General features: G+C 69.1%; 28 protein-coding genes. 12 read left to right on the top strand and 16 right to left on the bottom strand.

All coding sequences use genetic code 11. From position 1 onward, the window contains the following. Positions 1-27 precede the first annotated feature (27 nt). Positions 28-543, top strand: coding sequence for an XRE family transcriptional regulator (locus IEV93_RS04625; RefSeq protein WP_188487350.1), 516 nt, complete (start codon positions 28-30; stop codon positions 541-543). Positions 544-561: 18 nt separating this feature from the next. On the opposite strand, the gene IEV93_RS04620 is transcribed toward IEV93_RS04625, so the two are convergent. From IEV93_RS04620 to IEV93_RS04605, 4 genes are all read right to left on the bottom strand, one after another. After that, the gene (locus tag IEV93_RS04620; protein WP_188487348.1) at positions 562-1,287 is read right to left on the bottom strand and encodes a TMEM165/GDT1 family protein; all 726 of its coding nucleotides are present in this window, start codon (positions 1,285-1,287) and stop codon (positions 562-564) included. Positions 1,288-1,424: 137 nt separating this feature from the next. Then, entirely contained in the window at positions 1,425-1,961 is a 537-nt protein-coding gene (locus tag IEV93_RS04615) for a peptidase (protein WP_188487346.1), read from the bottom strand. 156 nt (positions 1,962-2,117) lie between these two features. After that, entirely contained in the window at positions 2,118-2,747 is a 630-nt protein-coding gene (locus IEV93_RS04610) for a superoxide dismutase (RefSeq protein WP_188487344.1), read from the bottom strand. Between the two features lie 172 nt (positions 2,748-2,919). Continuing rightward, complete coding sequence (locus IEV93_RS04605; RefSeq protein WP_188487342.1) at positions 2,920-3,075, bottom strand: hypothetical protein; 156 nt, start codon at positions 3,073-3,075, stop codon at positions 2,920-2,922. A gap of 127 nt (positions 3,076-3,202) precedes the next feature. Here IEV93_RS04605 and msrA point away from each other — a divergent pair, with 127 nt between their 5' ends. Continuing rightward, on the top strand, positions 3,203-3,868 hold the full coding sequence (gene msrA / locus IEV93_RS04600) for a peptide-methionine (S)-S-oxide reductase MsrA (protein WP_188487340.1): 666 nt from the start codon (positions 3,203-3,205) through the stop codon (positions 3,866-3,868). A gap of 4 nt (positions 3,869-3,872) precedes the next feature. Here the strand turns inward: msrA and IEV93_RS04595 are convergent, their stop codons facing one another. Continuing rightward, the gene (locus IEV93_RS04595) at positions 3,873-4,844 is read right to left on the bottom strand and encodes an epimerase (protein WP_188487338.1); all 972 of its coding nucleotides are present in this window, start codon (positions 4,842-4,844) and stop codon (positions 3,873-3,875) included. Between the two features lie 110 nt (positions 4,845-4,954). Here IEV93_RS04595 and IEV93_RS04590 point away from each other — a divergent pair, with 110 nt between their 5' ends. The 4 genes from IEV93_RS04590 to IEV93_RS04575 are packed head-to-tail and all read left to right on the top strand — an operon-like array spanning position 4,955 to position 11,809. After that, positions 4,955-6,481 carry a DUF3375 domain-containing protein gene (locus IEV93_RS04590; protein WP_188487336.1) on the top strand — a complete coding sequence of 509 codons (1,527 nt, stop codon included), beginning with the start codon at positions 4,955-4,957 and terminating at the stop codon, positions 6,479-6,481. Further along, positions 6,478-7,314 carry a DUF4194 domain-containing protein gene (locus tag IEV93_RS04585; protein ID WP_188487334.1) on the top strand — a complete coding sequence of 279 codons (837 nt, stop codon included), beginning with the start codon at positions 6,478-6,480 and terminating at the stop codon, positions 7,312-7,314. The genes IEV93_RS04590 and IEV93_RS04585 overlap by 4 nt, the downstream gene beginning before the upstream one ends. Beyond that, on the top strand, positions 7,311-10,727 hold the full coding sequence (locus tag IEV93_RS04580) for an ATP-binding protein (protein ID WP_188487332.1): 3,417 nt from the start codon (positions 7,311-7,313) through the stop codon (positions 10,725-10,727). The genes IEV93_RS04585 and IEV93_RS04580 overlap by 4 nt, the downstream gene beginning before the upstream one ends. Further along, the gene (locus IEV93_RS04575; RefSeq protein WP_188487330.1) at positions 10,727-11,809 is read left to right on the top strand and encodes a winged helix DNA-binding domain-containing protein; all 1,083 of its coding nucleotides are present in this window, start codon (positions 10,727-10,729) and stop codon (positions 11,807-11,809) included. The genes IEV93_RS04580 and IEV93_RS04575 overlap by 1 nt, the downstream gene beginning before the upstream one ends. A 6-nt stretch (positions 11,810-11,815) precedes the next feature. On the opposite strand, the gene IEV93_RS04570 is transcribed toward IEV93_RS04575, so the two are convergent. From IEV93_RS04570 to IEV93_RS04555, 4 genes are read right to left on the bottom strand one after another with little or no spacing between them, the layout of a single operon-like run. Beyond that, positions 11,816-12,799, bottom strand: coding sequence for an alpha/beta fold hydrolase (locus tag IEV93_RS04570; protein WP_188487328.1), 984 nt, complete (start codon positions 12,797-12,799; stop codon positions 11,816-11,818). Beyond that, positions 12,796-13,551 (bottom strand): VOC family protein, encoded by a 756-nt coding sequence (locus IEV93_RS04565; protein WP_188487325.1) that lies wholly within the window; start codon positions 13,549-13,551, stop codon positions 12,796-12,798. Before IEV93_RS04565 ends, IEV93_RS04570 begins: the two co-directional genes overlap by 4 nt. Further along, complete coding sequence (locus tag IEV93_RS04560) at positions 13,548-14,321, bottom strand: maleylpyruvate isomerase N-terminal domain-containing protein (protein ID WP_188487323.1); 774 nt, start codon at positions 14,319-14,321, stop codon at positions 13,548-13,550. Before IEV93_RS04560 ends, IEV93_RS04565 begins: the two co-directional genes overlap by 4 nt. Before the next feature lie 31 nt (positions 14,322-14,352). Beyond that, positions 14,353-15,276 (bottom strand): LLM class F420-dependent oxidoreductase, encoded by a 924-nt coding sequence (locus tag IEV93_RS04555; protein WP_188487321.1) that lies wholly within the window; start codon positions 15,274-15,276, stop codon positions 14,353-14,355. A gap of 24 nt (positions 15,277-15,300) precedes the next feature. Between IEV93_RS04555 and IEV93_RS04550 the strand changes: the two genes are divergently transcribed. From IEV93_RS04550 to IEV93_RS04535, 4 genes are all read left to right on the top strand, one after another. Then, the gene (locus tag IEV93_RS04550) at positions 15,301-16,155 is read left to right on the top strand and encodes a S49 family peptidase (RefSeq protein WP_188487319.1); all 855 of its coding nucleotides are present in this window, start codon (positions 15,301-15,303) and stop codon (positions 16,153-16,155) included. A gap of 490 nt (positions 16,156-16,645) precedes the next feature. Then, complete coding sequence (locus IEV93_RS04545) at positions 16,646-17,416, top strand: DUF4328 domain-containing protein (protein ID WP_188487317.1); 771 nt, start codon at positions 16,646-16,648, stop codon at positions 17,414-17,416. Then, the gene (locus tag IEV93_RS04540) at positions 17,416-18,246 is read left to right on the top strand and encodes a glycerophosphodiester phosphodiesterase (RefSeq protein ID WP_188487315.1); all 831 of its coding nucleotides are present in this window, start codon (positions 17,416-17,418) and stop codon (positions 18,244-18,246) included. The genes IEV93_RS04545 and IEV93_RS04540 overlap by 1 nt, the downstream gene beginning before the upstream one ends. Positions 18,247-18,303: 57 nt before the next feature. Beyond that, positions 18,304-19,242, top strand: coding sequence for a DUF5926 family protein (locus IEV93_RS04535; protein WP_188487313.1), 939 nt, complete (start codon positions 18,304-18,306; stop codon positions 19,240-19,242). Positions 19,243-19,302: 60 nt separating this feature from the next. Here the strand turns inward: IEV93_RS04535 and IEV93_RS04530 are convergent, their stop codons facing one another. The 5 genes from IEV93_RS04530 to IEV93_RS04510 form a co-directional block, all read right to left on the bottom strand. Continuing rightward, a complete protein-coding gene (locus IEV93_RS04530) occupies positions 19,303-19,863 on the bottom strand; it encodes a ferritin (RefSeq protein ID WP_188487311.1) in 561 nt (186 codons plus the stop codon). Between the two features lie 141 nt (positions 19,864-20,004). Next, positions 20,005-21,309 (bottom strand): LCP family protein, encoded by a 1,305-nt coding sequence (locus IEV93_RS04525; RefSeq protein ID WP_229704887.1) that lies wholly within the window; start codon positions 21,307-21,309, stop codon positions 20,005-20,007. 40 nt (positions 21,310-21,349) lie between these two features. Next, positions 21,350-22,066, bottom strand: a complete 717-nt coding sequence (locus IEV93_RS04520; protein WP_188487308.1) for a cutinase family protein — start codon at positions 22,064-22,066, stop codon at positions 21,350-21,352. 68 nt (positions 22,067-22,134) lie between these two features. Next, the gene (locus tag IEV93_RS04515) at positions 22,135-22,950 is read right to left on the bottom strand and encodes a CPBP family intramembrane glutamic endopeptidase (RefSeq protein WP_229704886.1); all 816 of its coding nucleotides are present in this window, start codon (positions 22,948-22,950) and stop codon (positions 22,135-22,137) included. A gap of 40 nt (positions 22,951-22,990) precedes the next feature. Further along, a complete protein-coding gene (locus IEV93_RS04510; protein WP_188487306.1) occupies positions 22,991-23,761 on the bottom strand; it encodes a DUF2470 domain-containing protein in 771 nt (256 codons plus the stop codon). Between the two features lie 100 nt (positions 23,762-23,861). Here IEV93_RS04510 and pheA point away from each other — a divergent pair, with 100 nt between their 5' ends. Together pheA and IEV93_RS04500 are read left to right on the top strand one after the other, a co-directional pair. Further along, the gene (gene pheA, locus IEV93_RS04505) at positions 23,862-24,785 is read left to right on the top strand and encodes a prephenate dehydratase (protein WP_188487304.1); all 924 of its coding nucleotides are present in this window, start codon (positions 23,862-23,864) and stop codon (positions 24,783-24,785) included. Continuing rightward, positions 24,785-25,441 carry a histidine phosphatase family protein gene (locus tag IEV93_RS04500; RefSeq protein ID WP_188487302.1) on the top strand — a complete coding sequence of 219 codons (657 nt, stop codon included), beginning with the start codon at positions 24,785-24,787 and terminating at the stop codon, positions 25,439-25,441. The genes pheA and IEV93_RS04500 overlap by 1 nt, the downstream gene beginning before the upstream one ends. An 11-nt stretch (positions 25,442-25,452) precedes the next feature. Here the strand turns inward: IEV93_RS04500 and IEV93_RS04495 are convergent, their stop codons facing one another. Beyond that, the gene (locus IEV93_RS04495) at positions 25,453-25,965 is read right to left on the bottom strand and encodes an Rv0361 family membrane protein (protein ID WP_188487300.1); all 513 of its coding nucleotides are present in this window, start codon (positions 25,963-25,965) and stop codon (positions 25,453-25,455) included. Next, positions 25,938-26,276 carry a metallopeptidase family protein gene (locus IEV93_RS04490; RefSeq protein WP_371873794.1) on the bottom strand — a complete coding sequence of 113 codons (339 nt, stop codon included), beginning with the start codon at positions 26,274-26,276 and terminating at the stop codon, positions 25,938-25,940. The genes IEV93_RS04495 and IEV93_RS04490 overlap by 28 nt, the downstream gene beginning before the upstream one ends.

Genomic DNA, 26,276 nt, shown 5'->3' with positions numbered 1-26,276 from the left:
TCGGAGTCACTAGGGGTGGAGACACACATGTCTGCGGAGCGAGATTCGGCTGTGGCCGACAAGGATCTGGAATCGGTCGAGCCCGGTTTGTTCGCGCGGCGGCTCGAGGAGCTGTTCCGAACGGTACCCGGTCCCAACGGACGGGCGTACAGCGCCAAGGCGATCGCCGCGTTGTCGACCGACCGCGGGTTCCGGCTGGGCGAGTCGTACCTGAGCCAGTTGCGGTCCGGTAAGGCCAAATCGCCGTCGTTCCGAACGGTGGAGGGCATCTCCGCCGCCTTCGGCGTCGATGTGCACTACTTCCTCGAGGACCACGCGGCGCAGCGCACCCGCGACCAGATCGATCGCATGCGGATGCAGGCCGACACCACGGTGCAGATCGCCGCGTTCGGACTGGCCGGGCTGTCGAGTGACTCGGTGTTCGTCGTCAGTGAACTGATCAAGATCCTGCGGGTCCAGCAGGGCTTGCCCGCCGACCCGCCCGACCTGGTCTCGGCCATGGCCGAGGGAACGCACAGCGGCCTGCGGATGGTGCAGCGCTGAGCACAGCGCCCCGGTGGATCAGGGGTGTCGCGTCGACTCCGACGTGACCAGGTCGGCCTCGCCGGCTGCGCGGACGGCACGCGCACGTCGCACCACGACGATGTAGGCGGTCCCGAGCGCGAGGATCACCACGGTGGCGCTGATGGCCGCGACGGTGACCGGGGTGCTGGCCGCGGCGACGATCCCCTCGGTGAGCAGCCAGGCCGCGAAGACGAAGAACAGCACTGCAGCCCCGATGGAGATCGCCCGTTCGGGCAACTTACGGCCCAGCGTCGCGCCGACGATGATCGCGAGCGCGTCGGCGGCGACCATCCCGATGGTGGACCCGATCCAGACCCCGACCCAATTGTTGTCGGTCGAGAGCGTGATGGTCGCGAGCATCGTCTTGTCGCCGAGCTCGGCGAGGAAGAACGACGACATCACCGCGAACATGACCGATGCGCCGGTGCGTTGGGCCCGGGCGGATTCGGACTCGTCGAGTTCGTCCCCGCGGATCGTCCACAGACCGAAGACCAGCATCGCGAGACCACCGACGATCGAGATCAGATCGGTCGGGATGGACAGGCCGAGGAAGTGTCCGACGAACACCGACACCGCGTGTACGGCGGTCGTCGCCACGGTGATCGCGAGCAGGACGACCCACCAGCGGTAGCGGATGGCATAGGTCATCGCCATCAGCTGTGACTTGTCGCCGAGCTCGGCCACGAAGATCACGCCGAAGCTGAGGAGCAGGGCGGTGAACATTGCGCCGACGCTACGGGCGATCGTGAGCAGGTGCAACAGTTCCTGAACCCGCATAACCCCAGTTCGGAAGCCCTTTTCACCCGAGTTTGGGCACCCTTATCTCTGTGCGCGGGTCGCCGGTGCGGCGACGTCGGTGCTCAGGCGGCCAGGAGCATGGCCAGCACGGCGGTGTCGGGGTCGGAGTTGGGGTCGACGCCGATCTGGTTGCGCAGGGTGACCACGGTCCCGTCCGCCTCGGCCTCCGCCCAGCCGGCGCGGTGTTCGAGGCCGAGCTCGGGGACACCGGGCAGCAGCACGCACCCCGACGCGACATCGGAACACTCCGGGAGCGAGGCACGCGTCTGCGACGGGGGATGCAGCATGACCAGTGCCGGGGCGTGGGCCAGGAACGGGTTGTCGCGGACGAAGTCGTCGCTGGAGACGTCACCGATGGCGAGCATCATCCCCACGGTGTCGGGATCGCAGTGCTCGGGGCGGTCCTCGATGACGCCGAAGACGGTCGTCGTGCGGAGGAACCCGGGACGGCACGCGATCCGCACCGACGCCACCAGCGTCTGGGTCCATTCGAGGGTGGTGTCCGGCCAGCGGCCGGAGATCAACATCCCGCGCAACTGACCGTCACGGTGGAACGGGGTGAGCCCGATCGGCACGAGCGAACGCGCGGAGTAGTCCATGGCTCATGATGCTCGTCAGAGCCGCTGGCACACAAGGGGAGTCGAGTGCTAAACGATCGCTTGACGGCAGCGTTACGTCTGCATGTCCCGAGCGGCCACCGACAACACCGCCCCCGGACACGTGGTCCGGGGGCGGTGTCGTGGCTGTGCGTGAGATCAGGCGGGAACGATGAGGCCCTTGCCCTGGCTCTGCGCCTTGGCGAAACGCTCGCCGGCGTCGGCCCAGTTCACGACGTTCCACCATGCCTTGACGTAGTCAGGCTTGACGTTCTGGTAGTCGAGGTAGAAGGCGTGCTCCCACATGTCCAGCATGACGATCGGCACGAGGCCGACCGAGGTGTTGCCGTGCTGGTCGGTGAGCTGCTGGATGACCAGCTTGCCCTCGATGGTGTCGAATCCGAGGATCGCCCAACCGCTGCCCTGCAGTGTGGTGGCCGCGGCGGTGAAGTGCGCCTGGAACTTGTCGAACCCACCGAACTGGTCGTCGATGGCGGCCGCGAGGTCACCCTCGGGCTTGTCGCCACCGTTGGGCGACAGGTTCTTCCAGAAGATCGAGTGGTTGGTGTGGCCACCCAGGTGGAACGCGAGGTTCGCCGAGAGCTGGAAGACCTTGTCCGCGATGGTCCCGTCCTCGCGAGCGGCGGCGGCCTTCTCCAGTGCGGTGTTGGCGCCCTTGACGTAGGTGGCGTGGTGCTTGCTGTGGTGCAGCTCCATGATCCTGCCGGAGATGTGCGGCTCGAGTGCCGCGTAGTCGTAGTCCAGATCCGGCAAGGTGTAGTCAGACACGTTGTTCCTCTCCTCGGGGGCTCTACCCGTTGTGGTCGCTGTTACTTGTCCAGCCTACGTAGGGGCGGGGGTAATGCAACAGAGTCGAGCATAAAGACTTCAACCATGGTTGAAGTCAAGCGAGCCCGCAGCCACCTGCGTCGAGGCAGGTGAGGGGCGAGGAGCGGCCGGCTCAGAGCAGGATCAGCGCGAGCAGCAGCGCGACGAGCGCAAGGACGCTGACGCCGGTAGTGATGCAGCGGGCGCGGATGTTGAAGTCCTCGCGCGTCGCGGGCCGGTTGTGTCGACCGAGGGTGCGGATCAGATCGGGGTGGGAATGCGTGGCCACTCACTTCTCCTGTCGTCGTCGACACGGCGGCCGTGAGAACGGTCACACCGGTGCTGTGATCGCCATCATAGGCACGCGGTGACCGCGCGCCAAATCGCGCTCGGGCGGCGTGCGTAGCATGACTCCCATGACCTGGTTTGATCAGCTTCTCGGACACCGCAAGAAGGAACTGATCTCGGCCGACAAGGCGTTGGCCGGGCGCTCGGAGGCGGTCCCCGTGGCGGACCGGCACGTGGTCAACGGACACCCGATCAGCGGTCCGTTCGATCCGAGGTACTCCGCGGTGATCCTCGCCGGCGGCTGCTTCTGGGGCGTCGAGGAGATCTTCTGGCAGGTGCCGGGGGTGTACTCGACCGCTGTCGGCTACGCCGGTGGATTCACACCCAACCCGTCCTACGACGAGGTCTGCAGCGCCAGGACCGGGCACACCGAGTCGGTGCTCGTGGTCTTCGACCCGGCGGTCATCGACCTCGAGGGGATCCTCACGATCTTCTGGGAGACCCACGACCCGACCCAGGGGATGCGGCAGGGCAACGACGTCGGGACGCAGTACCGGTCGGCGATCTACACGTTCGACGACGCGGATGCAGCCGTCGCCCGGGCGTCGGCGGAGAGGTTCGCCGGCGTCGTCCACGCGGCGGGGATCGGCGAGGTGACCACCGAGGTGAAGCCGCTCGCGCAGGCAGGCAGCGGACGCTTCTACTACGCCGAGGACTATCACCAGCAGTACCTCGCGAAGAACCCACACGGATACCGCTGCCATTCGGCGACCGGGTTGAAGTACCCGGCCTGACGCCTCAGCCCCGTCGGCCCGCACCCAGTACGTCGGCCAGTGCGCCGTCGAGGTCGGGGTGGGCGAAGCGGAAGCCCGCGTCGCGCAGGACGGTCGAGCGGGCTCGTCGGCCGGTGAGCCCGAGTTGTGCGTCCGAGCGCAGCACCACCGCTCCCAGTCGCAGCAGGAACGTCGGCGTCGGCGGTGCCGGCGGACGGTGCAACAGCCTGCGCAGGGTCGCCATCAACTCCGCGTTGCGGACCGGGTGGTCGGTCGCGGCGATCACCACGCCCGACGGCAGCGTGATCTCGGGGTCGAGGCCGAGTCCCGCGCGGACCACGGCCAGCCAGTCGTCGATGTGGATCCAGCTGACCCACTGACGCCCACCGGCCACCCGCCCGCCGAGTCCGACCCGGACCAGCCGTGTGAGACGTTGCAGTGCAGGCGATCCCGGGTCCAACACGATCGATGTCCGAAGGACGACGACGTGGTCGCACGGTGCGTCGTCGGCGGCCGCCTCCCAGGGCGCCGCGACACCGGTCATCTGCGGCAGGCCCTCGGGGACCGGGGTGTCCTCGGTGCACCATGTCTCGCCCGCGTCACTCCAGATCGCGGTCGTACTGGCCTGGATCCAGTGCGTCAGGGGCGTACGCAGTCCCCGGGCCGCCTCGACCAGAGCGCGGGTGGGCTCGACACGCGACCGTCGTAGCTCCGCGATGTTCGCCGCCGTGGGTCGGCAGTCGACCAGGCGCCCGGCCAGGTTGATGACGGCGGTCGGTGTGCCGGTGTCCAGCGCTGCGGCCCAGTCGCCCTGACCCCGACCGTCCCAGAGCACCTGTCGGTGCGGCGACCGCACATCGATCGTCCTGGTCAGGATGGCGATGTCGATCCCCCGGGCGGCCAGGTCGTCGGCCACCCGGCGTCCCAGACCTCCGTTGCCTCCGGCGATGACCACGGTGCGCGGCGAGGGGGCGGAGTTCGAAACAGTGTCCGACATGGGCCAACGCTAACGCCCTCGAGCCGGAGTCGGGGCAGCCACTATCCTTCTCAGGGAACCGCGGCGGTTCGCCCGACGTCGAAACGCAGCACACGAGAGACGGAGGTGAGATGGTCCGCAGCAATGAACGTGACGGTGCTGCGACCCTCTACGCCGCGTTCTCCGAGAACGCCGACGCCGACGTGACGCTGCGACTGCTGCGGTCGCGCAGCGCGATGGTCTACCTCGCGATGATGGCGGCGCGCCTCGCCGACGGGCAGGTCGACGGCGATCACCTCGCCGACGGCATCGACGCAGACCTCGCCGACCTCGCCGCGCACTGGACCGATCGCGGTCTGAGTGTCCCCACGCCCGTCGAACTGCTCGACCGCTGGGTGAAGGACGGATTCGTCGCCCGCACCCTCGATCCCGACCGCCACGTGGAGCGCTATCAGCTCACCCGCGGCGCGACGACGGCGATCACCCAGGTGCAGGCCGTCCGCCACGACCGGTCGGTCGCCACCGAGACGGCGATGGAGATGGTGATCGGTCGCCTGTCGAACATCGCGGTCGCGATCAATCCCGATCCGGGAGAACACATCCGAGATCTCGACGCCAAGATCGCCGAACTGACCCGTCGGCGGACCGAGCTGGCCGCCGGTGCCGTTCCCGCGGTCGACGCCCGGCGGTTGTTCGACGACATCCGCATGGTGACCTCGTTGGCCGAACGCATGCCCGCCGACATCATCGGCTACGGAGAGAAGCTGCGGGAAAACTCGCGGGCGCTGATCACGCAGGGGCTCGACGAGCGTGCGGGGGCCTACGCCGAAGCCCTCAACCGGATGTTCGACGGCCACGACGAGCTGGGGAAGACCGCCGAGGGCAACGCCTTCGACGCGTTCTACACGCTGATCTCCGACCACCGCCTCCGCGAGGGCCTCGAGCGACACATCGACGACATCCTGTCCGGCCTGCCCGACCTCCCGCCGGACCTCGCCGACACCCTCGCCCGGTTCATCGACCGGATGTGGGACGAGGTGCAGCACGTCGACGAGATCCGTGGGCAGGTGTACCGACGCATCAACACCTTCGTCAAGGGCGGCGACTTCCTGCACTACCGGGCGCTGCGCGAGCAGATCGGTGAGGCGCAGCGTGCCGCCGCGGCGGCGTTCGAGCACGCGGGCGCCGGTCGTGACGTGGGCATCATCGTGCCGATGGCCGTGGCGGACACCAACTCCGTCGGTGCGCTGTCGATGCACGACGGCGTCATCGACATCCCCGACGGGGTCGAGGTCACCGCGGGTGAGATCGAGATCGACCCGGCGGAACTGGTCGGGTCTGAGACGATCGACTGGCAGGTGCTCACCGATGCCGTGAACGCCGCGGTGCGTTCCGGCACAGCCGACCTCGCCGCGGTGCTCGCGCACGTCGGGTCACCGCGCGTCGGCGACATCGTCGGGGTGTGGTCGCTGGCGCAGCGCCACGGGGAGGTCGACACCGCCTCGGCCCGGACCGTCGTGGGGGCGCACACCGTACGCGGGATCCGCGAGATCCACATCCCGGCCATGACGTTCACGGCCGAACTGCCCGCACTGACCGGGGCGCCGGTCCCCACCGCGGTCCACCTGCTCGACGACGCGAAGGGAGGCCGTCGATGACCGCTCCCGACGACACCGACACCGACGACATCGAGACCACCGACCACCCCGAGCAGACCGGCGACGACTTGTTCGTCGACCACCCCGGTGCGGAGGCGGATCCGTCGGTCGATCTGTCGCACTTCAGTTTCGACGGGTCGGCGCCGGTCGGTGACGTCTCGGAGTCGCGTGTCGCCCCGCGGTTCGACGGCGACACCTCGGCGCTGCCCGCGCCCGTCTGCTACGCCCTGCAGGAGCTGATCGCCGCCGCCCACGTCAGCGCGAAGTCGCGGAACTGGCGTGCCATCGAGGCCAACGAGGAGATCATCCGGTCGCGCCTGTCGGAGCTCAACCTCGGGCTCGAGATCAACGCCGAGCACCGGTACGCCTACACGCGTCAGATCACCGAACCCGATCCGCGCCAACGCAACATCCTGCGTGCCTCCACCCTCACGCTCGCGGCGTCGGTGCTGGCGCTGTTCCTCCGACAGAAGTACCTCACCGGTGTCGACGAGACCGTGACGGTCGAACGGTCGGAGATGGTCGACCACATGCTCACGTTCAAGCCGGTCCGCGACACCGACGAGGCCGGCTTCGTCCGCCGCATCGACGCCGCGATCAACGTGCTGGAGAACCGGAAGATCATCCGCGCGTTGCCCGGAACCGATCGGTACGCGATCTACGGGGTGATCGCGTCGCTGCTGACGCCCGAGCAGGTGCAGGCGTACACCACGGCCTACCGCACCCTGGCCGGCGGCGGACCCGACCTCGCCGAGCTCGACGAACCCGACAGCGATCCCGGCGCGCTCGACGACGCCGGCCCGGACGCCGATGATGACGAGGACCCCCGATGACCGACACCATCGCAGATCCGATCGCGACGACGCTGCCGTCGGAGAGCGGGCAACACCGACGCACGATCAACATCGGGCAGTTCCGACTGACCCGTATCCAGCTGGTCAACTGGGGAACCTTCCACGGCTACAAGAACTTCCCGATCGACGAGCGTGGGGTGCTGCTGACCGGGCCGTCCGGGTCGGGCAAGTCGTCGATGATGGACGGTCACTCCGTCGTCCTGCTGCCCACCTACGACCAGGGGTTCAACGCCTCGGCCGACCTCACCGCCAAGGGCGCCAAACGGGCTGCGCGGTCGATGGCCGACTACGTCCGCGGCGCGTGGGCCGAGAACGACGACGAGTACAACCAGTCGCAGGTGCAGTATCTGCGCGGCACCGGGGCCACCTGGTCGGCGATCGCCGCGACATATGACAACGGCGCCGGGTCGGTGACCACGGCCATCGCCATCAAGTGGTTCCCCGGCTCCGGCAACGACGGGGCCACGCTGCGGTCCTGGTACCAGCTGCACACCGGTGACGTCGATCTGTTGAGCCTGAACGACTGGGCCACCGGCGGTTTCGACATCCGGGCATACCGCGCCGCCCATCCCGACGTCGCCTGCTTCGACGTCCAGAGCGCGTATTCCGAGGCGTTGCGTCGGCGCGTGGGCATCGGCAGCTCGTCGGCGGCGCTGTCGCTGATGGGCAAGGCCAAGGCGATGAAGAACGTCGGTGACCTCAACCTCTTCATCCGCACCTACATGCTCGACCGCCCCGACACCTACGCCAAGGCCGAGCGGCTGGTGGAGAACTTCACCCAGCTCGACGAGGCCTACCAGGCCGCCGCCCGGGCGCACGCACAGGAGAAGGTGCTCCGCCCGATCCCGGAGGCGTGGGAGACCTATTGCGGTGCAGAGGAATCCACCACCCGCGCCGGGGAGCTGCTCGGACCGCCGATGCGGGCATTCATGCGCGAGCACCGCATGACGCTGCTGCGCGAGAAGCTCGACCACATCGAGGACGCGCGCACCGCCCTCGACAACGAGGTCGCCTCGTGGGAGAACGTCGCCGACGAGCGCGAGGACCGGCACACCTCACTACGGGACCAGCTCACCGTCGACAAGGGTGAGCTGACGTCGCTGGAGTCCGAGCTCAAGTCGTTCGAGGCGCAGGTGACCGCACGGAACCGTGCCTACGAACGGTATTCGGCGGTGGTGTCGCGGCTCGGCGAGCAGACCCCGGAGTCGCGCGAGGAGTTCGAGGCCCTGCGCGGTCGCGCCCCGCAGATGGCGCGGGCGGCCCGGGAGGCGGCGCAGTCGTTGAACGCGCGGGCACACCCGGTGTTCAGCGCCGAGACCGACGCCCGTCGCGAGCACGAGGCCGTCGCCGAGGAGTTGGCGACGCTGACCGCGCGGCGGTCCCTGCTGCCGCGCGAAGCCCTCGCGCAGCGCGACGCGATCGCCACGGCCACCGGCATCCCGGCGCAGGAACTGCCCTATGCGGCAGAGCTGGTCGAGGTCGCCGAGGAGTACCGCGCCACCTGGGCCGGTGCGGCCGAACGCGTACTGCGCGGTCTGGGCATGACCCTGCTGGTGCCGCACGAGCATCGCCGGCGGGTCGCGGAGTTCGTCAACAAGACCGACCTCGGCGGTGTTCTCGAGTTCCGCGCCTACGACGAGAACACGTCGTACGAGGCGCCGCGGCCGGGGTCGCTGGCGGAGAAGATGACCGTCGACCGCGCGCACCCCGCGGGCGCCTGGCTGTCGGGTGTGGTGGCCCGTTCGGCCGATCACACCTGCGTCGACAACCCGATCGAGCTCGATCGGCACGACCTCGCGGTCACGCCGCAGGGCCTGGTCAAGGCGGGCCGCGACCGCTACCGCAAGGACGACCGTCGCCGCGTCGACGACCGCACCCACTGGATCTTCGGCACCAACACCGACGGCAAGAGGGCCGCGCTGGAGGAATCGCTGGGCGTGCTGCGCCACCGGTTCGACGAGGCCCGCCAGACCTCGCAGGACATGCGGGATCTGCTGGAGGACAACCGCGAACGCGCCAAGGCCGCCGATGCCCTGGGCGCCTACTCCTCGTGGACGGAGCTGAACTGGTGGTCCTCACGCCGCGACGCCGACGAGCTCAACCGGCGGATCGACGCGGTCCGCGAGAACCGCGTCGACCTCGCCGAGCTCGAGGAGCAGGTCGACATCGCCCGCGCCGACTGGCGGGAGGCCGTCGCACGGGTCGGCGCGATCAACGACCAGCTGCGTCACATCGGGTCCGACTGGGACCGGTGGCTGGCCGAACTCGAGCAGAACCCCGAGACCGACGACCTCGCCGACGACGACCGCGACTACCTCGAGCGGGTACTGACGTCGGTACTGGCCGGTGGCCAGAAACACCTCACGCTGGCCACCTACGGCGAGGTGCGCTCGGATCTGCGCAACGCGCTCGAGTCGATCCAGGCCGACGCCAACGCCGAACGCGACACCGCCGAGAACCGGATCGTCCGGGCCGCGGAGGCCTTCGTCCGCGAGTGGCCGTCGGCGGCGAACAACCTCACCGCGACCATCGAGTGCGCGAGCGACCTCGTCTCGATCCACTCCGGTCTCGTCGAACACGGTCTGGCCACCACCCAGGAGCGGTTCCGGCAGCTCATCACCACCGACATCTCGCACTCGGTGTCGAACCTCTACAAGGAGATCGGCGACACCAACAAGCGGATCCGTCGCGGCATCGCCGAGGTCAACTCCGGGCTGCGCCGTGTCGACTTCAACACCGGCACGTATCTGCAGATCGCGGTGCAGCACAACCCGACCGACGAGGCGATGGAGTTCGGACGCATCGTCGACGCGATGATCCGGGACGCGCCCTCGGCACGATCGGGTGACGGCGCGGTCCTGGCCCGGCAGTTCTATCGGATCAAGAACCTCATCGTGCGTCTGACCGCCACCGACACCGAGGGGCGGCGTTGGTGCGACAACGTTCTCGACGTCCGCAACAGTTACTTCTTCTACGGCAAGGAGATGTCGGTGGCCGACGGCGCCGACGCGCCGCCGGTGCACACCTATCGCAACACCGCTACGAACTCCGGTGGTGAGCAGGAGAAGCTCGTCGCGTTCTGTCTCGCTGCGGCACTGAGCTTCTCGCTGAGCAGCCCGGACGATCACCGGCCGGGTTTCGCCCCACTCATGCTCGACGAGGCGTTCAGCAAGTCCGACGAGACGTTCTCCAGTCAGTCGCTGCGCGCGTTCGAACAGTTCGGCTTCCAACTCATCATCGCCGCACCCATCCGCATGGCAGGCATCGTCGAGCCGTTCATCGGTCAGGTGATCCTCGTCGACAAGCGGGTCGACGCCGACGGCGCCCGATCCGACGCGCGCACGGCGACCTTCGGTGAGATCGCGTCGGCCCGCTCGACCGGCGGGCGCTGATGGCCGACGAGGTCACCCTCGCGCAGTGGAACCGGACGTTGCTCTCGCGCCAACATCTCCTCACCCGTGTCGACGAGGACGCCGTCGAGGTCCTCGACCGATGCGTGGGGCTGCAGTCGCAGGATCCGCGGGCGGCGTTCTACGGGTTGTGGTCACGGATCGAGGGTTTTGACCCGACCGAGCTCGACGACCTGATGACCGACCGCGAGGTCGTCCGGATGGCGCTGCTGCGCAGCACGGTGTTCCTGATGGACTCGCAGGACGCGCGCTGGGTCCGACCGCTGGCCCAGGCCGCGCTGGAGGGTGAGGTCCGCAGCAATCACCTACGACGTCTCGTCACCGTGACCGCCCCCGACATCACCGCCCACGCCCGAGAGCTACTGTCCGGCAACGAACTCACCGCGAAGGAACTCGGTCAGAAACTGGGACAACGGTGGCCCGACGACCCGCCGTCGACGCTGACCGCGGTCGCGCGGTGCACCCTGCCGCTCGTCCAGGTACCGCCCCGTGGGCTGTGGAACGGCCACGCCGGCGCCACCTACCGACTCTTCGACGACTGGGTGGGTCCCGGGGAACCGGCGGTCGAGGGCGATGAGGCCCGTAAGGACCTGATCCGGCTGTACCTGCGGGGATTCGGACCGTCGACGATCAAGGGCATCCAGACGTGGGCGGGCATGACCCGGATGCGGCCGCTGGTGGAGGCGATGGAGGCCGACTGGGAGCTGAACCGCTTCCGCGGTCCCGACGGCGCCGAGCTGTTCGACCTCGACGGCATCGACATCGTCGACGGCGACGGGCCGGCCCCGGCGCGACTGCTCGCCCCGTTCGACAACGTCGTCACCGCCCAGGCGGACCGACGCCGCATCATCGACGACGAGGTGTACGCACAACTCGTCACCCCGAACGGGCTGATGCCCGGCCTGGGACTCGTCGACGGTCGGGTGGTCGCGCGCTGGTCGGCCGACGACACCGGAGCGGTGCGGATCGAGCCCCTGGCCCCGATCAACGCCTCGGACACGAGAGCACTGGACGACGAGGCGCAGCGACTGACCGAGTTCCACCGGGCGCACCCCGCGACCTGAGACGCCTCAGCGCAGGGTGCGGGCGAAACCGATCAGAGCCGCGCTGACCTCGCGCGCGCACTCGGCCATGATGAAGTGACCGGCACCGTCGTAGGTGTGCACCGCGCGCAGGCACGGCATCGTCTCGCGCATGCGGCCCATCGTCTTCTCGCCCGCGATGGCGAGCGCCGGGTCGTTCTCGCCGTTGAGGAAGTAGGCGGGGACATCGAGAACCGGGTCGTCGTCGGCCATCTCGGACCAGTTGACGTCGGCCGCGCGATACCAGTTCAGTCCACCGGTGAACCCGGTCGCGGCGAAGGTGGTCTCGTACACGGCGAACTCGTCGGAGCTCAACCACGGCCACGGCAGCGGCGGGGCCGTGGGGAGCGCGTCGAGATAGCCCACCCGGACACCGTCGTGCACGCTCGGGTGGTCCCACGTCTGCAGGTAGGGCGCGTCGCCGGACAGCGCGTGGAAGACGCGGGCGAGGAACTCCCCGGGGGCGGAATCGAGTTCGGCGTCGGCGACCCCGGGCTCCTGGAAGTAGTCGAAGTGGAAGAAATGCTTCTGCGCCACATGGGCGTACGCCTGCGTCGGCGGCACCGGCAGCCGATCCGGGGCGTACGGCATGGCCATCAACATCAACCCGCGCACCCGATCGCGGTGTCGCCGGGCCAGCGTCCACGCCGCGGGCGACCCGAAGTCGTGGCCGACCGCGAGCACGTCGTCGATCCCCAACTCGTCGAGGAGGGCGACGATCCGCCCGGCGACCGCGGCGAACGAGTACTCGGCGATCTCGACCGGTCGGTCGGTGCCGCCGTACCCGGGCATGTCGAGGGCGATGGCGCGAAAACCGTTGGCCGACAATGCGTGGACCTGGTGTCGCCAGCTGAAGGCTAGACCGGGGAAGCCGTGACACAGCAGGACCACGGGCCCGTCGCCCTGGTCGATCATCCGCCAGGTGAACCCGTCGACGACCACCGTCGAGTAGGTGAGTGGCTCGGTGGTCATGCGGTGGGCAGTTCGCCGGTCCGGGGATTGCGCGAGGTGATGCAGTAGCGCCGCCCGGTGGGATCGGCCATCACCGTCCAGTTCGGGAACTCGGCGAGCACCTCCGCGCCCCAGTCCTCGTGTCGGGACACCTCGTCGGAGGGGTGGGTGCTGGCGAGGTCGACGTGCCCGCCGATCTCACCGGAGTCGATGCACTGCAGCAGTATCCGGATGGTGATGTGGTTCGGCCGATCGAGATGGCGGAACGCGGGACTGTCGTTGTCGGTCAGCTCCCATCCGGTCAGTCGGTGCCAGAACTCGCATTCGGCCTCGAACGCGCGGGCGGGGATGTCGATGCTGACCTGGTCGATGATGCTGATCGTGTCGCCCGGCCAGCGGATCGGACGTGACCGGGTCTTCTGGCCCTCCCAGGGCACGAGGCAGAACACGAACCCGCCCGGCGACCGCATCGTCACGACGTCGTCGTACCGGTGCACCTCGGTGGCGCCGAGCCGGCCCGCCTCCGTGGCCGCGGCGTCGAGATCGTCGACGTGGAGGTCGAGATGTACACCGCCGGGCCCGGATTCGAGTCGTTGGACTCTCAGATGCGGATCGCCGTTGAACGGTTCGAGGGTCGCGAACTGTCGCTTGTCGCCGCGCGGCGGCGACACCGTGCTACCGGCGATCGCGCGCCAGAACGTGACCTCGCTGCCGAACTCGTCGGCGGGGAAGTCGAGAAACGCGGTCAACCAACGAACTTCGAAAGTACTCATCGTCCTCGTATGCGGTGTCGGCGGTGCCAGTTCTCCAACACGGCGGCGTCGCCCCGGGAGGAGACGATGTCGCCGCCGCGGTTCCACAACCCGAAGTACAGTGCGGCCGCGGTCCCGGTCCACCGGACCTCGGCGTCCTCGTCGAACCCGCGCTCGGCGGTGAGTGCGGACTCGGTCACCCGCAACGTCCAGGCGTGGTCGGTGTCGTCGGGGGCGATGGCGATGCTGAACGGGGTGCCGTCGAAGAGCTTCGACCGACCGCGGGCCAGGAAGCTGACGACCAGCTCGTCGAGACCGTCGGCGGCGAACGCGGGTGTCACGCCCATCGCGGAGACCGGCGCGATCTCACCGCGGGCGGCGCCGACCGCGTCGAGGGCGTGGACCGTCGTCTCGTGGGCCTGGCGACGCGCCCAGAACTCCAGTGGGGTCCGACCGGTCTCGATGAACACGAAGGCGTCGAGATCGGCGGGTGCCGCCGCGAGTGCGTCGACGAGTTCGTCGGATCCCTCGGCCAACCACTCCGGCAGATCGTCGGGATCGACCTCGGCGAGGACGGCGGGGCCGTCGGCGAACGGCGGTTCTGTCGCGGTGACGTGCGCGTGGGCCCAGCGGTGGACCATCCCCTGGTGGGCCAACAGATCCGCGACGGTCCACTCCGGGCAGGTCGGTACCGCGGCGTCGGGACCGGCGGCGAGCGCGGCGGCGGTCATCCGACCCGTCGCGGCACCGATCGCACGCAGATGATCGTCGAGGGCCACCGTGGCTGACATGGGAGTCAGTCTGACACGTCGGTGGCGGCGCCTACAGCTGCGGCAGTACCTGTGAGCCGATCAGTTCGACGTGCGCGAGATCGGACAGGTCGAGCACCTGGAGGTACGCGCGGGTGGCGCCCACGTCGCCGAATCGGCCGATCTTGTCGACGATCTCCGCGGGCGTACCGGTCAGACCGTTCTCCCTCAGGTCCGCCACGTCGCGTCCGATCGCCTCGGCGCGGCGCGCGATCTCGGCGTCGTCGCGACCGCAACAGACGACCTGCGCGGCGGAATGCCGGATCGGGGTCGCGCGCTCGACCTGCTCGCAGGCCTCGTCGACACGGCGGTAGAGCGGGGCGGCGTCCTCGGGCGACATGAACGGGGTGTTGAACTCCGTCGCGTACCGGGCGGCGAGCGCCGGGGTCCGCTTCTTGCCCGCGCCCCCGATGATGACCGGCGGGCCGGGCTGCTGGACCGGCTTGGGCAGCGCGGGGGAGTCGGTGAGCTGGAAGTGGCTGCCGTCGAAGGTGAACCGGTCGCCGACGGGTGTCGACCACAACCCGGTGATCACGGCCAGGTACTCCTCGAGGCGGTCGAAGCGCTCGCCGAGGCGGGAGAACGGGATGCCGTAGGCGGTGTGCTCGGACTCGTACCAGCCGGCACCGATGCCGAACTCGACCCGACCGTTCGACATCGCGTCGACGCCGGCCACCGAGATCGCCAGCGGGCCGGGCAGTCGGAAGGTCGCCGAGGTGACCAGGGTGCCCAGCCGGATCCGCGACGTCTCCCGCGCGAGACCGGCGAGGGTGATCCAGGCGTCCGACGGGCCGACGCCGTCGGCGACGTTCATCGCGAGGTAGTGGTCGGAGCGGAAGAAGCCGGTGTAGCCGGCCGCCTCCGCCGTCTGCGCGACGGCCAACAGCTCGTCGTAGGTGGCACCCTGTTGCGGCTCGGTGAAAACACAGATCTCCATGACCTCCAGCCTAGAGTGGCTCCCATGAGCGACGGACCGCTGACGAGGCTGAAACACGCGCTGGGCACCCCCCGTCCCGATCGGGTCGCGGTGGTCCGGCTCGAGGGCCACATCGGTGCGGTCGGTGTGGGACGCGGAGGTCTGACGGCCGACGGCGTGGAGAGCGTCCTCAAGCGAGCGTTCACCGGCGACCGGGTCAAAGCGGTCGTCCTGGTCATCAACTCCCCGGGCGGGTCGCCCGCACAGTCGGAGTACATCGCCGAGCGGGTACGTCAGCTGGCGTCGGAGAACGGTGTCCGGGTGCTGGCGTTCTGCGAGGACGTCGCCGCCTCGGGTGGCTACTGGATCGCGTGCGCGGCCGACGAGATCTTCGCGGCACGGACGTCGATGGTCGGATCCATCGGCGTCGTCTCCTCGGGGTTCGGAGCGACCGAGCTGATCGGCAAGATCGGACTCGAACGCCGCATCTACAGCGCGGGGAGCAACAAGGCGCGCCTCGACATGTTCTCCGACGAGAAGCCCGAGGACGTCGAGTGGTTGTCGGGCATCCAGGCCGATCTGCACCAGGCGTTCATCGCGTGGGTGCGACAGCGTCGGGGCGCCAAGCTCTCCGGCGACGACGAGACCCTCTTCTCCGGCGACGTCTGGATCGGACGCCGAGCGGTCGAGGTCGGACTGGTCGACGCCGTCGGTGTCCTCCGATCGGTCATCGCCGAGCGGTACCCCGACGCCGAGGTCGACGTGATCGCGCCGTCGAAGCCACTACTCGCCCGGCTCACGGGCGGTCAACTCGAGATGGCGGCTGTGATGGACGGCGTTGTCACCGGGGCCTGGTCGGCGATGGAGAAGCGCGCCCGCTGGTCCTCCGTCGGTCTGTGAGCAACTGCTGTGACCTTCGGAATCTATCCACAGGGGCGGGGTCGCGTCGCAGGCACGGGGCGTGGCGATGGACCCTCAACCTGTGGATGAGGCTGTGGAAACTGTGGACAAACCGGGGCCTGGAGATCTTTTTAGTGAGCCTGGTCACTGAAATTCGTGCAAGTGGGCCGGTTTCATTGAGCGGAGCAAACCATCGTTTGCATACCGCGCAGAATGGATCCGCCGCCGAACCTGTGCATAACTTGTGGAGCAATCCGGTCACGGGACGTCGCGACGGGTGTCGTGCCACCATGGACGGGTGATGGACTTCTGTCCGCGCTGTCGCATCCAGGCACCGCACGACGCGCGTAGATCAGGATGCCCGCGCTGCGGTGGCCCGCTGATGGTCGTCGACGACCCGTCTCGCATCCCGCCGCCCGGGCGACCCCCCGCGCCTCGGCCACCGGTGCCCCGTGCGGCTATGCGTCGTCCCGACCGCCGAGTGCGTTGGGTGGCGCGACGACCACCCGAGGCGAGGCCGGGTCCGCGCGCACGTCGATCCGTCGCGGCGGGTCCGACCCCGCGCTACACCTGGATTCCCCGGTGGGGGCTCGTCGACGAGATCGAGCCGCCCCCGGAGCCGACGCGGGACCGCACCGCGCGCTGGGCGCAGGCCCTGACGCCGATGGTGCAGACGCTGGCGACGTTGCTGGCGGTCACCGCCCTCGCGCAGGCGTGGATCTACGGGTTGCTCGTCGTCAACCGCAGCCGACCGCTCGACGGGACCCTGGTCGCGTGGTCCTACGCGATCACGTGGGGACTCGGCGTCGTGTCGGTCGCGATGGTCATCGCCTGCCTCGTGGCGTTCGTGGCGTGGTTCCGACACCACCGCGAGCGGGCCTACGCCGACAACGACCGCATCGACCCGCGTCCCGGGTGGCATCTCGCCGTCGGATCGCTGGTCCCGGTGCTGAACCTGGTCGCGCCCGCGGTGTTCGTGCACGAGTTGGCGAACTGCGGCCACCAGCTCCCCGCCGATCGCCTGGTGCGCACGCTGCGGCTGTGGTGGGCGGGCTGGGTGGCACTCAATCTGCTCGCCGCCCTGACCCTGGTCATCCGGTTCACCGCCGACTCGATCCAGTGGGGCGCCAACGCGGTGTTGCTGACCGTGCTGTGTGACGCCGCGGGTGCGGTGTTCGCGCTGGTGTCGGTCCGTCTGTTGCACCGCGCGTTCGATCCGGCTGCGCGGGGAGAACCAGCCACGCGGTGGCTGGCGGTCTGATGACGCAGGGGGGCGACGACACCTCGGACCCGCTGCCGGACGCGGCCCGGATCAAGCGTCAGCGGCGCCCGGCCGTGGTGGCCCATCGGGGCGCGTCCGGCGACCGACCCGAGCACACGCTGGCCGCCTACGAACTCGCGTTGGCGCAGGGCGCCGAGGGACTCGAGTGCGACGTCCGCCTGACGCGTGATCATCAGCTCGTCTGCGTCCACGACCGCACCATCGACCGCACCTCGTCGGGCACCGGGGTCGTCAGCGAGATGACGTTGGCGGAACTGCGTGAGCACGACTTCGGCAGCTGGCACCGATTTGGTCGGCCCGCCCAGGTGCTGACCCTCGCCGAACTCATCACGCTGACCCTCGACTGGAGCAGCCCGGCGCGGCTGTTCATCGAGACCAAACACCCGGTGCGCTTCGGTGGTCTGGTGGAGCAGTTGTTGCTCGCCGAGCTGCACCGGTTCGGCATCGCGTCGCCGCCCTCGGCCGATCACAGTCGGGCCGCGGTCATCTCGTTCTCCACCGCGGGTGCGTGGCGGATCCGTCGCAACGCTCCGCTGCTGCCGACGGTCCTGCTCGGCGACACCGCGCGCATCCTGGGGGGCAGCGCGGCGACGGCCGTCGGAGCCACCGGGATCGGCCCGTCGATCGCGACGCTGCGCGACCATCCCGACGCCGTCGACCGCGCCGCGGCGTCGGGGCGGGCGACCTACTGCTGGACCGTCGACGAGTACGCCGACGTACTCCATTGCGCGCGAATCGGAGTCGACTTCGTGGCCACGAACTTCCCCGGCCGCGTCAGGGAATGGCTGGAGCCCTCGCGCCGGTCGTGACCCGCACCCGCAGGGGCTGCGTAGGTGTCGCCGGTTGCGCGTAATAGGTTCGACACCATGGCAAAGAAGAGCAAGCGCGGAACTGGACGTCCCGGCAGCGACCGTGCGGAGCGCGTCGCGGCACGCAAGGCGCGGCAGGCGGAGGCGTCGGCCGCACCGACGCGCCCGTTCGCCGGCCTCGCGGCGGAGTGCGATCTGGTCGCGTTGCGCAGCTTCGTCGCATCGGCCACCGCATCGATCACGGTGCACGGTGACGGCGTCGGGACCAACTCGGTGAAGCTCGCGACGATCCTGCCCGGCGCCGTGCAGGCGTTGACCCGCGACGTCGACGGCGCCACCGAGGGTCTCGTCGCGCTGCAGACCGAGTTCGACACCGCCGCCGATGTCGCGGGCGAGATCGCTAGCGCGCTGCGGTGGGCATCGCAGGCTGCCGGCGGGGACCCGTACGTCGCGTCGTCCGAGGCCGAGGGCGACACCGCCGCCGGGATCGCGGATCTGGCCGCCACTCTGGGCGCCGACACCGACCTCGACATCACGCTGCACGACGACTTCACATGGTGGTTCGCCGATCAGGCCGACGTCACCACCGAGATCGCCGCGATGATCGAGCAGGCCAGCACCTCGATCATGCCGACCGCCCGTATCCCCGGCGGTCTGTCCGGCGCGCCGTGGTGGGTCGACGCCGGCGAGCGCGCACACCTGCGATGGGTCCGCCCCGAGTCGGAGGACGACGTGATGAGCGCGCTCGCGCGGATGCACGCGGCGGGCAAGCTCACCCTCGGTGAGGGCTCGAAGTTCGCCGGGTCGTTCCGTACCCACGGACTGCTGGTGCCGGTGTTCGACCTCGACAACGAGATGCACCCCGACGAGTGGACGACGCCGTGTGCGACGTTCGAGGCCGACCTCGTCGCCGCCCTCGCCGAGACCGGCGATCTGACCGGCGAGCAGCGACGTTCCCGCGACGGGATCCGCGGGCGTCAGGTCACATTGCGCTGAGACAACTGAGCCGCCCCACGGTGTGTGGGGCGGCTCAGTCGGGGCTGCAGAGTGGTCTGACTACATGCTTCCGCCGGCGATCGACGGCGCGGTCGCGTCGGCCTCCGCGGTGACGTTGAGCTCGCGCTGGACGAAGTTCTCCAGGTCGAAGGTGTTGCCGTTGCAGCGCTCGGCGACGGTCTCGAGGGTCGTCATCACGGCCACCTCCTCGACCTGCTCCTTGAGGAACCACTGCATGAACTGCTCGCCGAGGTAGTCGCCCTCGTCACGGGCGGTGCGGGCCAGGGCGATGATCTGGTCGGTGACCGTCTGCTCCTGGTGCAGCGCAAGCTTGATCGGCTCGCGGAACTCGCTGAAGTGGCTCTGCGGCTCGGCGATCCCGGGCACCGCCACGGCGATGTCGCGGTCGAGGAAGTACTGGATGATCATCATCGCGTGATTGCGCTCTTCGACCGACTGGGCGTAGAAGTGCTTCGCCAACTGCGGGAGATCCTCGTTCGCGTAGAACGACGCGAGGGCGATGTACTGCTGCGACGCCGCGAACTCGTGCGCGATCTGGTCCTGGAGGAGCTGGTGGAAACGGGTCATGGTGCTCGCTGCTGAGCGCGTGGTGACGGACATGTGGACGACCCTAGGACGCCCGAAATGTCTTGTCATCCAAGTTGAACCTTAGTAAGGATGAACTTGCCTGCTTCGCACAGGCAATCCTAAGCAACCGTCCGATTCATCGGAACCTTTGCGCCGCAACGGGATCGGCGATCGCTAGCTGATGGCGCCGCCGGTGTTCTGCAGAAGCTGAGCGGGGACCGTCACATCCTTGGCGATGTAGTCGAAGAACGTGGTGGTGTCGTCGTCGACCGCGAGTGCGTCGCCGCTGTCGGTGTTCTCCGACCCGCCGTTCGGGGTCGTGGTGGTCAGCGGACTGCTCCGCAGGGCCCACGCGAGCAGCGCGAGATTCCAGATGTGGTCGCCGTTGTCGACGGTGATCGACGAGACCGTGCCGCTGACGAACGGGAACAGCCGGAACGGGTTGAGCACCGTCGACGCCCCGGACGCCTTCGACATCAGGGCGCTGAGGAACTTCCGCTGATTGACCACCCGCTCGAGGTCGGCGTTGGGGAAGGCTCGTGTGCGGACCAGGCCGAGGGCCTGCTGCCCGTTGAGGTCCTGGCAGCCGGCGCGGAGTCGTAGACCGGCCTTGGGGTCCCGCAGCGGTTGATCGAGACATATGTTGACGCCACCGACCGCGTCGACGAGCGTGTCGAAGCCGCCGAACCCGATCTCGGCGTAGTGATCGATGTGCACCTTCGTGAACGTCTCGATGGTCTGCACCAGTAGCTTCGGACCACCGTTGAACGCCGCGTTGATCTTGTCCGGCCCCTGCCCCGGGATGGTGACGTAGAGGTCGCGGGGGATGGAGATGATCATCGCCTTCCCGCTGCTGGGGATGTGGATGAGCATGATCGTGTCGGTGCGTTTGCCGTCGCTGTCGCCGGTGGCGAGCTGCCGTTTCTGCTCGGCGGAGAGGTCGGCGCGCGAATCCGAGCCGACGAGCAGCCAGTTGGTGCCCGGGGTGTCGCGGACGCGACCGGGGTAGCTGCTCAACGCGTCGACGCGGTTGAGCTTCGAGTCGTAGTAGAACGTCAGTCCGGCTACGCCCACCACGATCACCAGGAGCAGCACCAGCAGGCTGCGGACGATCGGGATGCGACGACGCCGGCGGGGTCGCCGCGACGGCGGACCAGGTTGATCGGCCGGTCGGCGCGGCGGTGGGGGTGGCGGACGACGGAACCCGCCCGGGTCGGGCGAACGCCGATCGCGGCCCGGAGGAGGCGGGACCGGGCCGCGATCGGGACGAAAGGGCTCCGGCTCCTGGCGCGGCGCGTATCGACCGGCCGGGGGCGGAGCGGGCTTTCCACCGCGGTCATCGGGGGACTGCGACCACGCCCGTGGCGGGTCGTAAGGCTGCCCCGGCACCACGCGACGCCGCTCGGGGCCGCGTGGATTGCCGGGGGTGGGCCCGGACCCACCGGGACGCCGGATGAAGGGCCCGTCCTGCTCGTTCACAGCCACGACTGTACGGAGCGTCCCCGGGATGAGACGGGAACTACAGGCGCCCGACGACCTTGCGTGCCGCGTTTAGCGTGTCGCCGTTAACCGAGTACAGGACGTGCAGCGCGTTCGGGCCGGCCAGGCGGGCACCGTTGCAGATGTTGTCACCGGCGATGCAGTAGCGGATGGTCTTGGCCTGGTACTGCGGCGAGACCCGCACGACCGGGGCGCCGGCGTCGCGCAGGAAGCGCGTGGACGGGGTGGCGAAGAGCACGACGGCGGCGACGTTGCGGGCGACCGCGGCGGGCAGCGGCGGCGGGACGTCCCGTGCGAAGCGGCCGTAGGAGGCGGGCAGGGTGACGCCGGGGCTCACCGCGTACTGCGCGACCACGGCGCCCTGCGAGTACCCGCCGACGACGATGCGGGTGCGCGGGCAGGTGCGGGCGATGGACTTGATCTTGTCCTGGGTGGCGCGCACACCGGTGAGAACGGTCGCGCCGAAGGCGACCCGGTTGTTGAAGTTCGCGCTGGCCGGGTAGTTCACGCCGGTCACCGACAACGACCGGCCGGGCAGCTGCGAGCGCAGCGCCTCGACGAAGGAGACGCCGGTGATGCCCAGCGGGGCGGCGGGCTCGGCGGTGCCGCGGGCGAACACCGCGGCGACGTCGGAACAGGCGGGGGCGGCCGAGGCCTGCGAGGTGGTGGTGGCCATGGCGAGGCCCGTCGAGGCGATGAAGCCGCACAGAACCGTGACCAACAATCGTTTGAGCATGTTCGTATCGTAAGGGGCGCAGGGGCCGTGGGTCACCCCCTCGGTCGCTTTCGGCCCGCGGGGCGCAGTCAGCTCAGGAAGCCCAGGCGATCACGCAGGAGCGCGAACCCCACGAAGGCGACGCTGTCGATCAGTGCGTGGGCGATCACGAGCGGCCACGCACGTGACGTGACCTGGTAGAAGCGTCCGTAGACCAGTCCCATGACCACGTTGCCCAGGCCGCCGCCGAAGCCCTGGTAGAGGTGATAGCTCCCGCGCAGCAGCGCCGACGCCAGCAGCGACCGGTTCTCCGACCACCCGAGCTGGCGCAGCCGCGTGATCAGGTAGGCGACGACGAGCAGTTCCTCGGCGGCCGCGTTGCCGATGGCCGACAGCACCAGGATCGGAAGTCGCCACCACGTCTCGGTGAGGTCGCTGGGCAGGACCTGGGCGTTGATGTTCAGTTCGCGTGCGATGACGTAGAGGGCGAGGCCGGGTAGTCCGATCCCGGCTGCCAACGCCGCACCCCATGCGACGTCGCGGCGGCTCAGCGCACGGTTCACGCCGGCCCGCGAGAGGGCGACCCCGCTGCGGTAGAGCAGGTACACCGCGAGTGCGGCGATGGCGAACAGGCGGGTCGCGGCGAGTATCTGCCGGGCGAGGTCGATCAGGTCGACCGCGGAGGTGGACTGGTTGAGCGCGATGGTCTGGCCGCCGATGCCGCCGGAGCGCAGTTCGTCCTCGATCAGCGACAGGATCGCGTAGATCCCGGACATGCCGAACGTCAGGATCAGGACGATGACGATCTCGGCGCCGATGGCGCGGCGTCGGCCGCGGTCGGTGACCACGGCGATGTCGGACGGGCGCGCGGGGGTGAGCAGCGCTCGGATACCGGAGGTCGACACCCCGGCCAGCGTAGTGATGCCTGCGTCGAGCGGGCGGTGACTACTCGGCCGGGAGGCTGTTGAGGAACGGGCAGCCGGCCAGCGCGCGCAACGCCTTGGACAGCTCCACCACGTCGGTCACCGGGCGGTCGAAGGACAGGCGGACGTCGGAGTCACGGTCGCCCTCACCGCAGTCGGCCTCGACGCGGAAGCGGATGCCGAACCGGTCGATGCCGAGCGGGCGGACGCGGCCGGTGCGCATCGACGGCGGGAGCCGTCGCGCCATCTGCACGACCAGCTCCGAGTGCTCGGAGTCGAGATGGGAGATCCAGTCGGCCTCGTTCTCCCAGAACGGGTCGGGGACGGCGCGGGTGAGCTCCTCTGCGCTGACCGACGCGGCGCCGGCCGCGGTGGCGATGACCGCGCCGCTGAGTTGGACCCGCAGCATCGACGATCCGTGACCGAGGTCGAGAAGCTCGTCGGACGGATGGTCCATGGCGATCTCCATGGCCAGGTCGCGCTCGAGGTCGGCCGGGACCCTGTGCAGGGTTCCGTTGAGCCAGATGAGCGACCGGACCGGTTCGCGGAGTTCGATCGGCGCGCAGTCGGTCACCTCGATCATCGCGGCGATCGGGTCGTTGGTGTCGGCGGCCGCGGCCATGGCGGCGGTGTCGGATCCGATGAGCAGGAACGCCTGGCCGTCGAAGAGGTGGACCATCGTCACCGGGGACGGTTCGGCGCCCTCGATCGCGACCATCGCCGCAGTGACCCGCATACACGCCGTGCGGATCGACTCGGCGTCGGTCGGGCGGGCGGTGATGGTCTCGGCCATGGCGTACCTCGTGGTGGTAGGAGCGATCGAAATTTGATTAAGGTAACCCTAACCTAAACTGAAATCCGGGGCCTGGCAAACGGTGCATTAGTCTGACGAGGTGTCCGCCATCGCCTACTTCGGTCCGTCCGGGACGTTCACCGAGATGGCGTTGGACCGACTGCTCGACGAGGTCGTCCCCGCACACGGACATCCCGAGATCGCCGCCGACTCCATCCGCCGGTCGGCGAGCAGTCCGCCCGCGGTGATCGATCTGGTGCGAACGGGCGCTGTCGATTTCGGGTGTGTGCCGATGGAGAGTTCGGTGGAGGGCGCCGTTCCGGCGACCATGGATGCGCTCGTCGCGGGCAGTCGCGTGCAGATCTTCGCCGAGACCGTTCTCGACATCGCGTTCACCGTCGCGACCCGCGCCGACACCGACGCGATCACCACCGTCGCGGCCTATCCCGTCGCCGCGGGCCAGACCCGCGAGAGCCTGGAACGCCTCTACCCGTCGGCACGGATCATCCCGGCGGCGTCGAACGCCGCGGCCGCGGCCGATGTGGCGCAGGGCCGGGCCGACGCCGCGCTGACCACGGCGCTGGCCGCCCGGATGCACGGGCTGACCGTCATCGCCGACGGTGTCGCCGACTCCGCCGATGCGACGACACGTTTCGTGTTGCTCGGTCAACCCGCACCGGTGCCGCCGCGCACCGGTGACGACCGCACGTCGGTCGTCCTCGACCTGGCGAACGAGCCGGGGTCGTTGATGCGGGCGATGAGCGAATTCGCCGGTCGCGGAATCGATCTGACCCGCATCGAATCGCGCCCTCGTCGCAGCGAGCGGGGCTACTACTTCTACCTCGACGCGGCCGGGCACATCGACGACGCCGCGATGACCGAGGCGCTCGCCGCGCTACATGCCTACGCTCGAAACGTGACCTTCCTCGGATCCTGGCCCGCCGCCCGCGGCAACGGTGCGGCTCCCCCTGACCACAGCACCTCGCAGGCCTGGGTCGAGTCGTTGCGGAACGGGCGGAGCTGATGGGCTCGCTGCACCTGGTCCGGCACGGCCAGACCACCTCGAACGTCATGGCGCGCCTGGACACCCGCCTGCCCGGCGCCGGTCTCACCGATTTCGGTGCGCGACAGGCCGTGCGGTTCGCGCTGGAACGTCCCCGCGCTGCGCCGGGCGCGCTGTACTGCTCGTACGCGCGGCGTGCCCGCGAGACCGCCGACCTGATCGGGTCGGTCTGGGGGATCGAGGCACAACCGATCGAGGGCATCCACGAGGTGCAGGTCGGCGACCTCGAGGACCGCAACGACAAGCCGTCCGTCGACGGCTTCGCCGACCTGATCAAGCAGTGGTACGCCGGGATGACCGACCTGTCCATCGGCAACAGCGACACCCTCGACACGCTCTTCGACCGCTACCTGCCGGTGATCGAACGGCTCCGCGTCACTCACCTGACCGACCCGGAGGCCCCGGACATATACGTGGTGAGTCACGGCGCGGCGATTCGGTTGGTGGCCGCGCACCTCGCGAACGTCGACGAGAACTACGCGCTCGAGCACGCCCTGCCCAACACCGGCTCGATCGAACTCAGCCACAGCGGTGGATCCTGGGATTGCGTGCACTGGGGTGGCGACGTCCCCACCCGCCCGACCGAGGGAACCCGCACCAGCGACCCGATGGGCTGATAGACCGGCCCTCAGCCGGTCGCGCTGCCGAAAGCAGGCGGAGAGCACTGTTTCCACTGATCGCCCTCCCGAAGGAAGGTCCATTCGACTCCGCGGACCGAGTGGAGGATCTCGCCCGGCGTGACGGAGTAACCGAGGTCCACCGTGACCGTGGCGGTCCGACCGTCGACGCGCACGTCATCGACACGATCCACCACCACCGCGACCTTCGGCTGCCGGATCGCGGCGGCATCACGTACCGACGCGCACATCGAATCGCGATAGGCCTGCGGATCAGTTCCGTTGCGGGCCCGAACATAGGCGGTGACGGCGGTGACTAGTTCGGCCGCTGGTGTGGTGGTCGAGGCGGGAGATGGGGCATCCCGGACCAAGGATGTCGTGGTCTGCGCGGATGGCCTCGTCGATGCGGCAGACGGGCGTGCGTCGTCTCCGCAGGCCGCTGACACCAGCGTGATCGTGGCGAGGACGCAGATCGCGAGCCGGCGATGCATGGCCCTCAGCCCCAGCCGTGCGCGTGTAGCCATGCGTCGTCGATGCCGAAGTGGTGGGCGATCTCGTGGACCACGGTGATGGCGACCTCGTCGATCACCTGGTCGCGGTCGGAACACATCGCCAACAGCGGTTCGCGATAGATGGTGATCGTGTCGGGCAGCGCCCCGGCGTACATCGTGTCGCGGTCGGTGAGCGCGACCCCCTCGTACAGACCGAGCAGGTCGGGCTCCTCGGGATGATGGCCGTCGACCAGCACGACGACGTTGTTCATCGCCTCGGCGAGCTCGGTGGGGATGGTGTCCAGCGCGTCCGACACGAGTTCCTCGAACTCGCGCTCGGTCAT

The sequence above is a fragment of the Williamsia phyllosphaerae genome (assembly GCF_014635305.1).
In the GTDB taxonomy this organism is placed as follows: Bacteria; Actinomycetota; Actinomycetes; order Mycobacteriales; family Mycobacteriaceae; genus Williamsia_A; species Williamsia_A phyllosphaerae.
Note: the sequence above shows the minus strand (reverse complement) of the source record. Positions and strands in the feature narration are given on the sequence as shown.

Coding starts and splice junctions, on each gene's coding strand:
- IEV93_RS04585 (WP_188487334.1), top strand. CDS start 6,478: ATGACCGCTCCCGACGACACCGACACCGACGACATCGAGACCACCGAC.
- IEV93_RS04580 (WP_188487332.1), top strand. CDS start 7,311: ATGACCGACACCATCGCAGATCCGATCGCGACGACGCTGCCGTCGGAG.
- IEV93_RS04510 (WP_188487306.1), bottom strand. CDS start 23,761: ATGGCCGAGACCATCACCGCCCGCCCGACCGACGCCGAGTCGATCCGC.
- IEV93_RS04550 (WP_188487319.1), top strand. CDS start 15,301: ATGAGCGACGGACCGCTGACGAGGCTGAAACACGCGCTGGGCACCCCC.
- IEV93_RS04530 (WP_188487311.1), bottom strand. CDS start 19,863: ATGTCCGTCACCACGCGCTCAGCAGCGAGCACCATGACCCGTTTCCAC.
- IEV93_RS04555 (WP_188487321.1), bottom strand. CDS start 15,276: ATGGAGATCTGTGTTTTCACCGAGCCGCAACAGGGTGCCACCTACGAC.
- IEV93_RS04590 (WP_188487336.1), top strand. CDS start 4,955: ATGGTCCGCAGCAATGAACGTGACGGTGCTGCGACCCTCTACGCCGCG.
- IEV93_RS04595 (WP_188487338.1), bottom strand. CDS start 4,844: ATGTCGGACACTGTTTCGAACTCCGCCCCCTCGCCGCGCACCGTGGTC.
- IEV93_RS04615 (WP_188487346.1), bottom strand. CDS start 1,961: ATGGACTACTCCGCGCGTTCGCTCGTGCCGATCGGGCTCACCCCGTTC.
- IEV93_RS04535 (WP_188487313.1), top strand. CDS start 18,304: ATGGCAAAGAAGAGCAAGCGCGGAACTGGACGTCCCGGCAGCGACCGT.
- IEV93_RS04490 (WP_371873794.1), bottom strand. CDS start 26,276: ATGACCGAGCGCGAGTTCGAGGAACTCGTGTCGGACGCGCTGGACACC.
- IEV93_RS04500 (WP_188487302.1), top strand. CDS start 24,785: ATGGGCTCGCTGCACCTGGTCCGGCACGGCCAGACCACCTCGAACGTC.
- IEV93_RS04560 (WP_188487323.1), bottom strand. CDS start 14,321: ATGTCAGCCACGGTGGCCCTCGACGATCATCTGCGTGCGATCGGTGCC.
- IEV93_RS04575 (WP_188487330.1), top strand. CDS start 10,727: ATGGCCGACGAGGTCACCCTCGCGCAGTGGAACCGGACGTTGCTCTCG.
- IEV93_RS04620 (WP_188487348.1), bottom strand. CDS start 1,287: ATGTTCACCGCCCTGCTCCTCAGCTTCGGCGTGATCTTCGTGGCCGAG.
- IEV93_RS04570 (WP_188487328.1), bottom strand. CDS start 12,799: ATGACCACCGAGCCACTCACCTACTCGACGGTGGTCGTCGACGGGTTC.
- msrA (WP_188487340.1), top strand. CDS start 3,203: ATGACCTGGTTTGATCAGCTTCTCGGACACCGCAAGAAGGAACTGATC.
- IEV93_RS04625 (WP_188487350.1), top strand. CDS start 28: ATGTCTGCGGAGCGAGATTCGGCTGTGGCCGACAAGGATCTGGAATCG.
- IEV93_RS04540 (WP_188487315.1), top strand. CDS start 17,416: ATGACGCAGGGGGGCGACGACACCTCGGACCCGCTGCCGGACGCGGCC.
- IEV93_RS04520 (WP_188487308.1), bottom strand. CDS start 22,066: ATGCTCAAACGATTGTTGGTCACGGTTCTGTGCGGCTTCATCGCCTCG.
- IEV93_RS04495 (WP_188487300.1), bottom strand. CDS start 25,965: ATGGCTACACGCGCACGGCTGGGGCTGAGGGCCATGCATCGCCGGCTC.
- IEV93_RS04565 (WP_188487325.1), bottom strand. CDS start 13,551: ATGAGTACTTTCGAAGTTCGTTGGTTGACCGCGTTTCTCGACTTCCCC.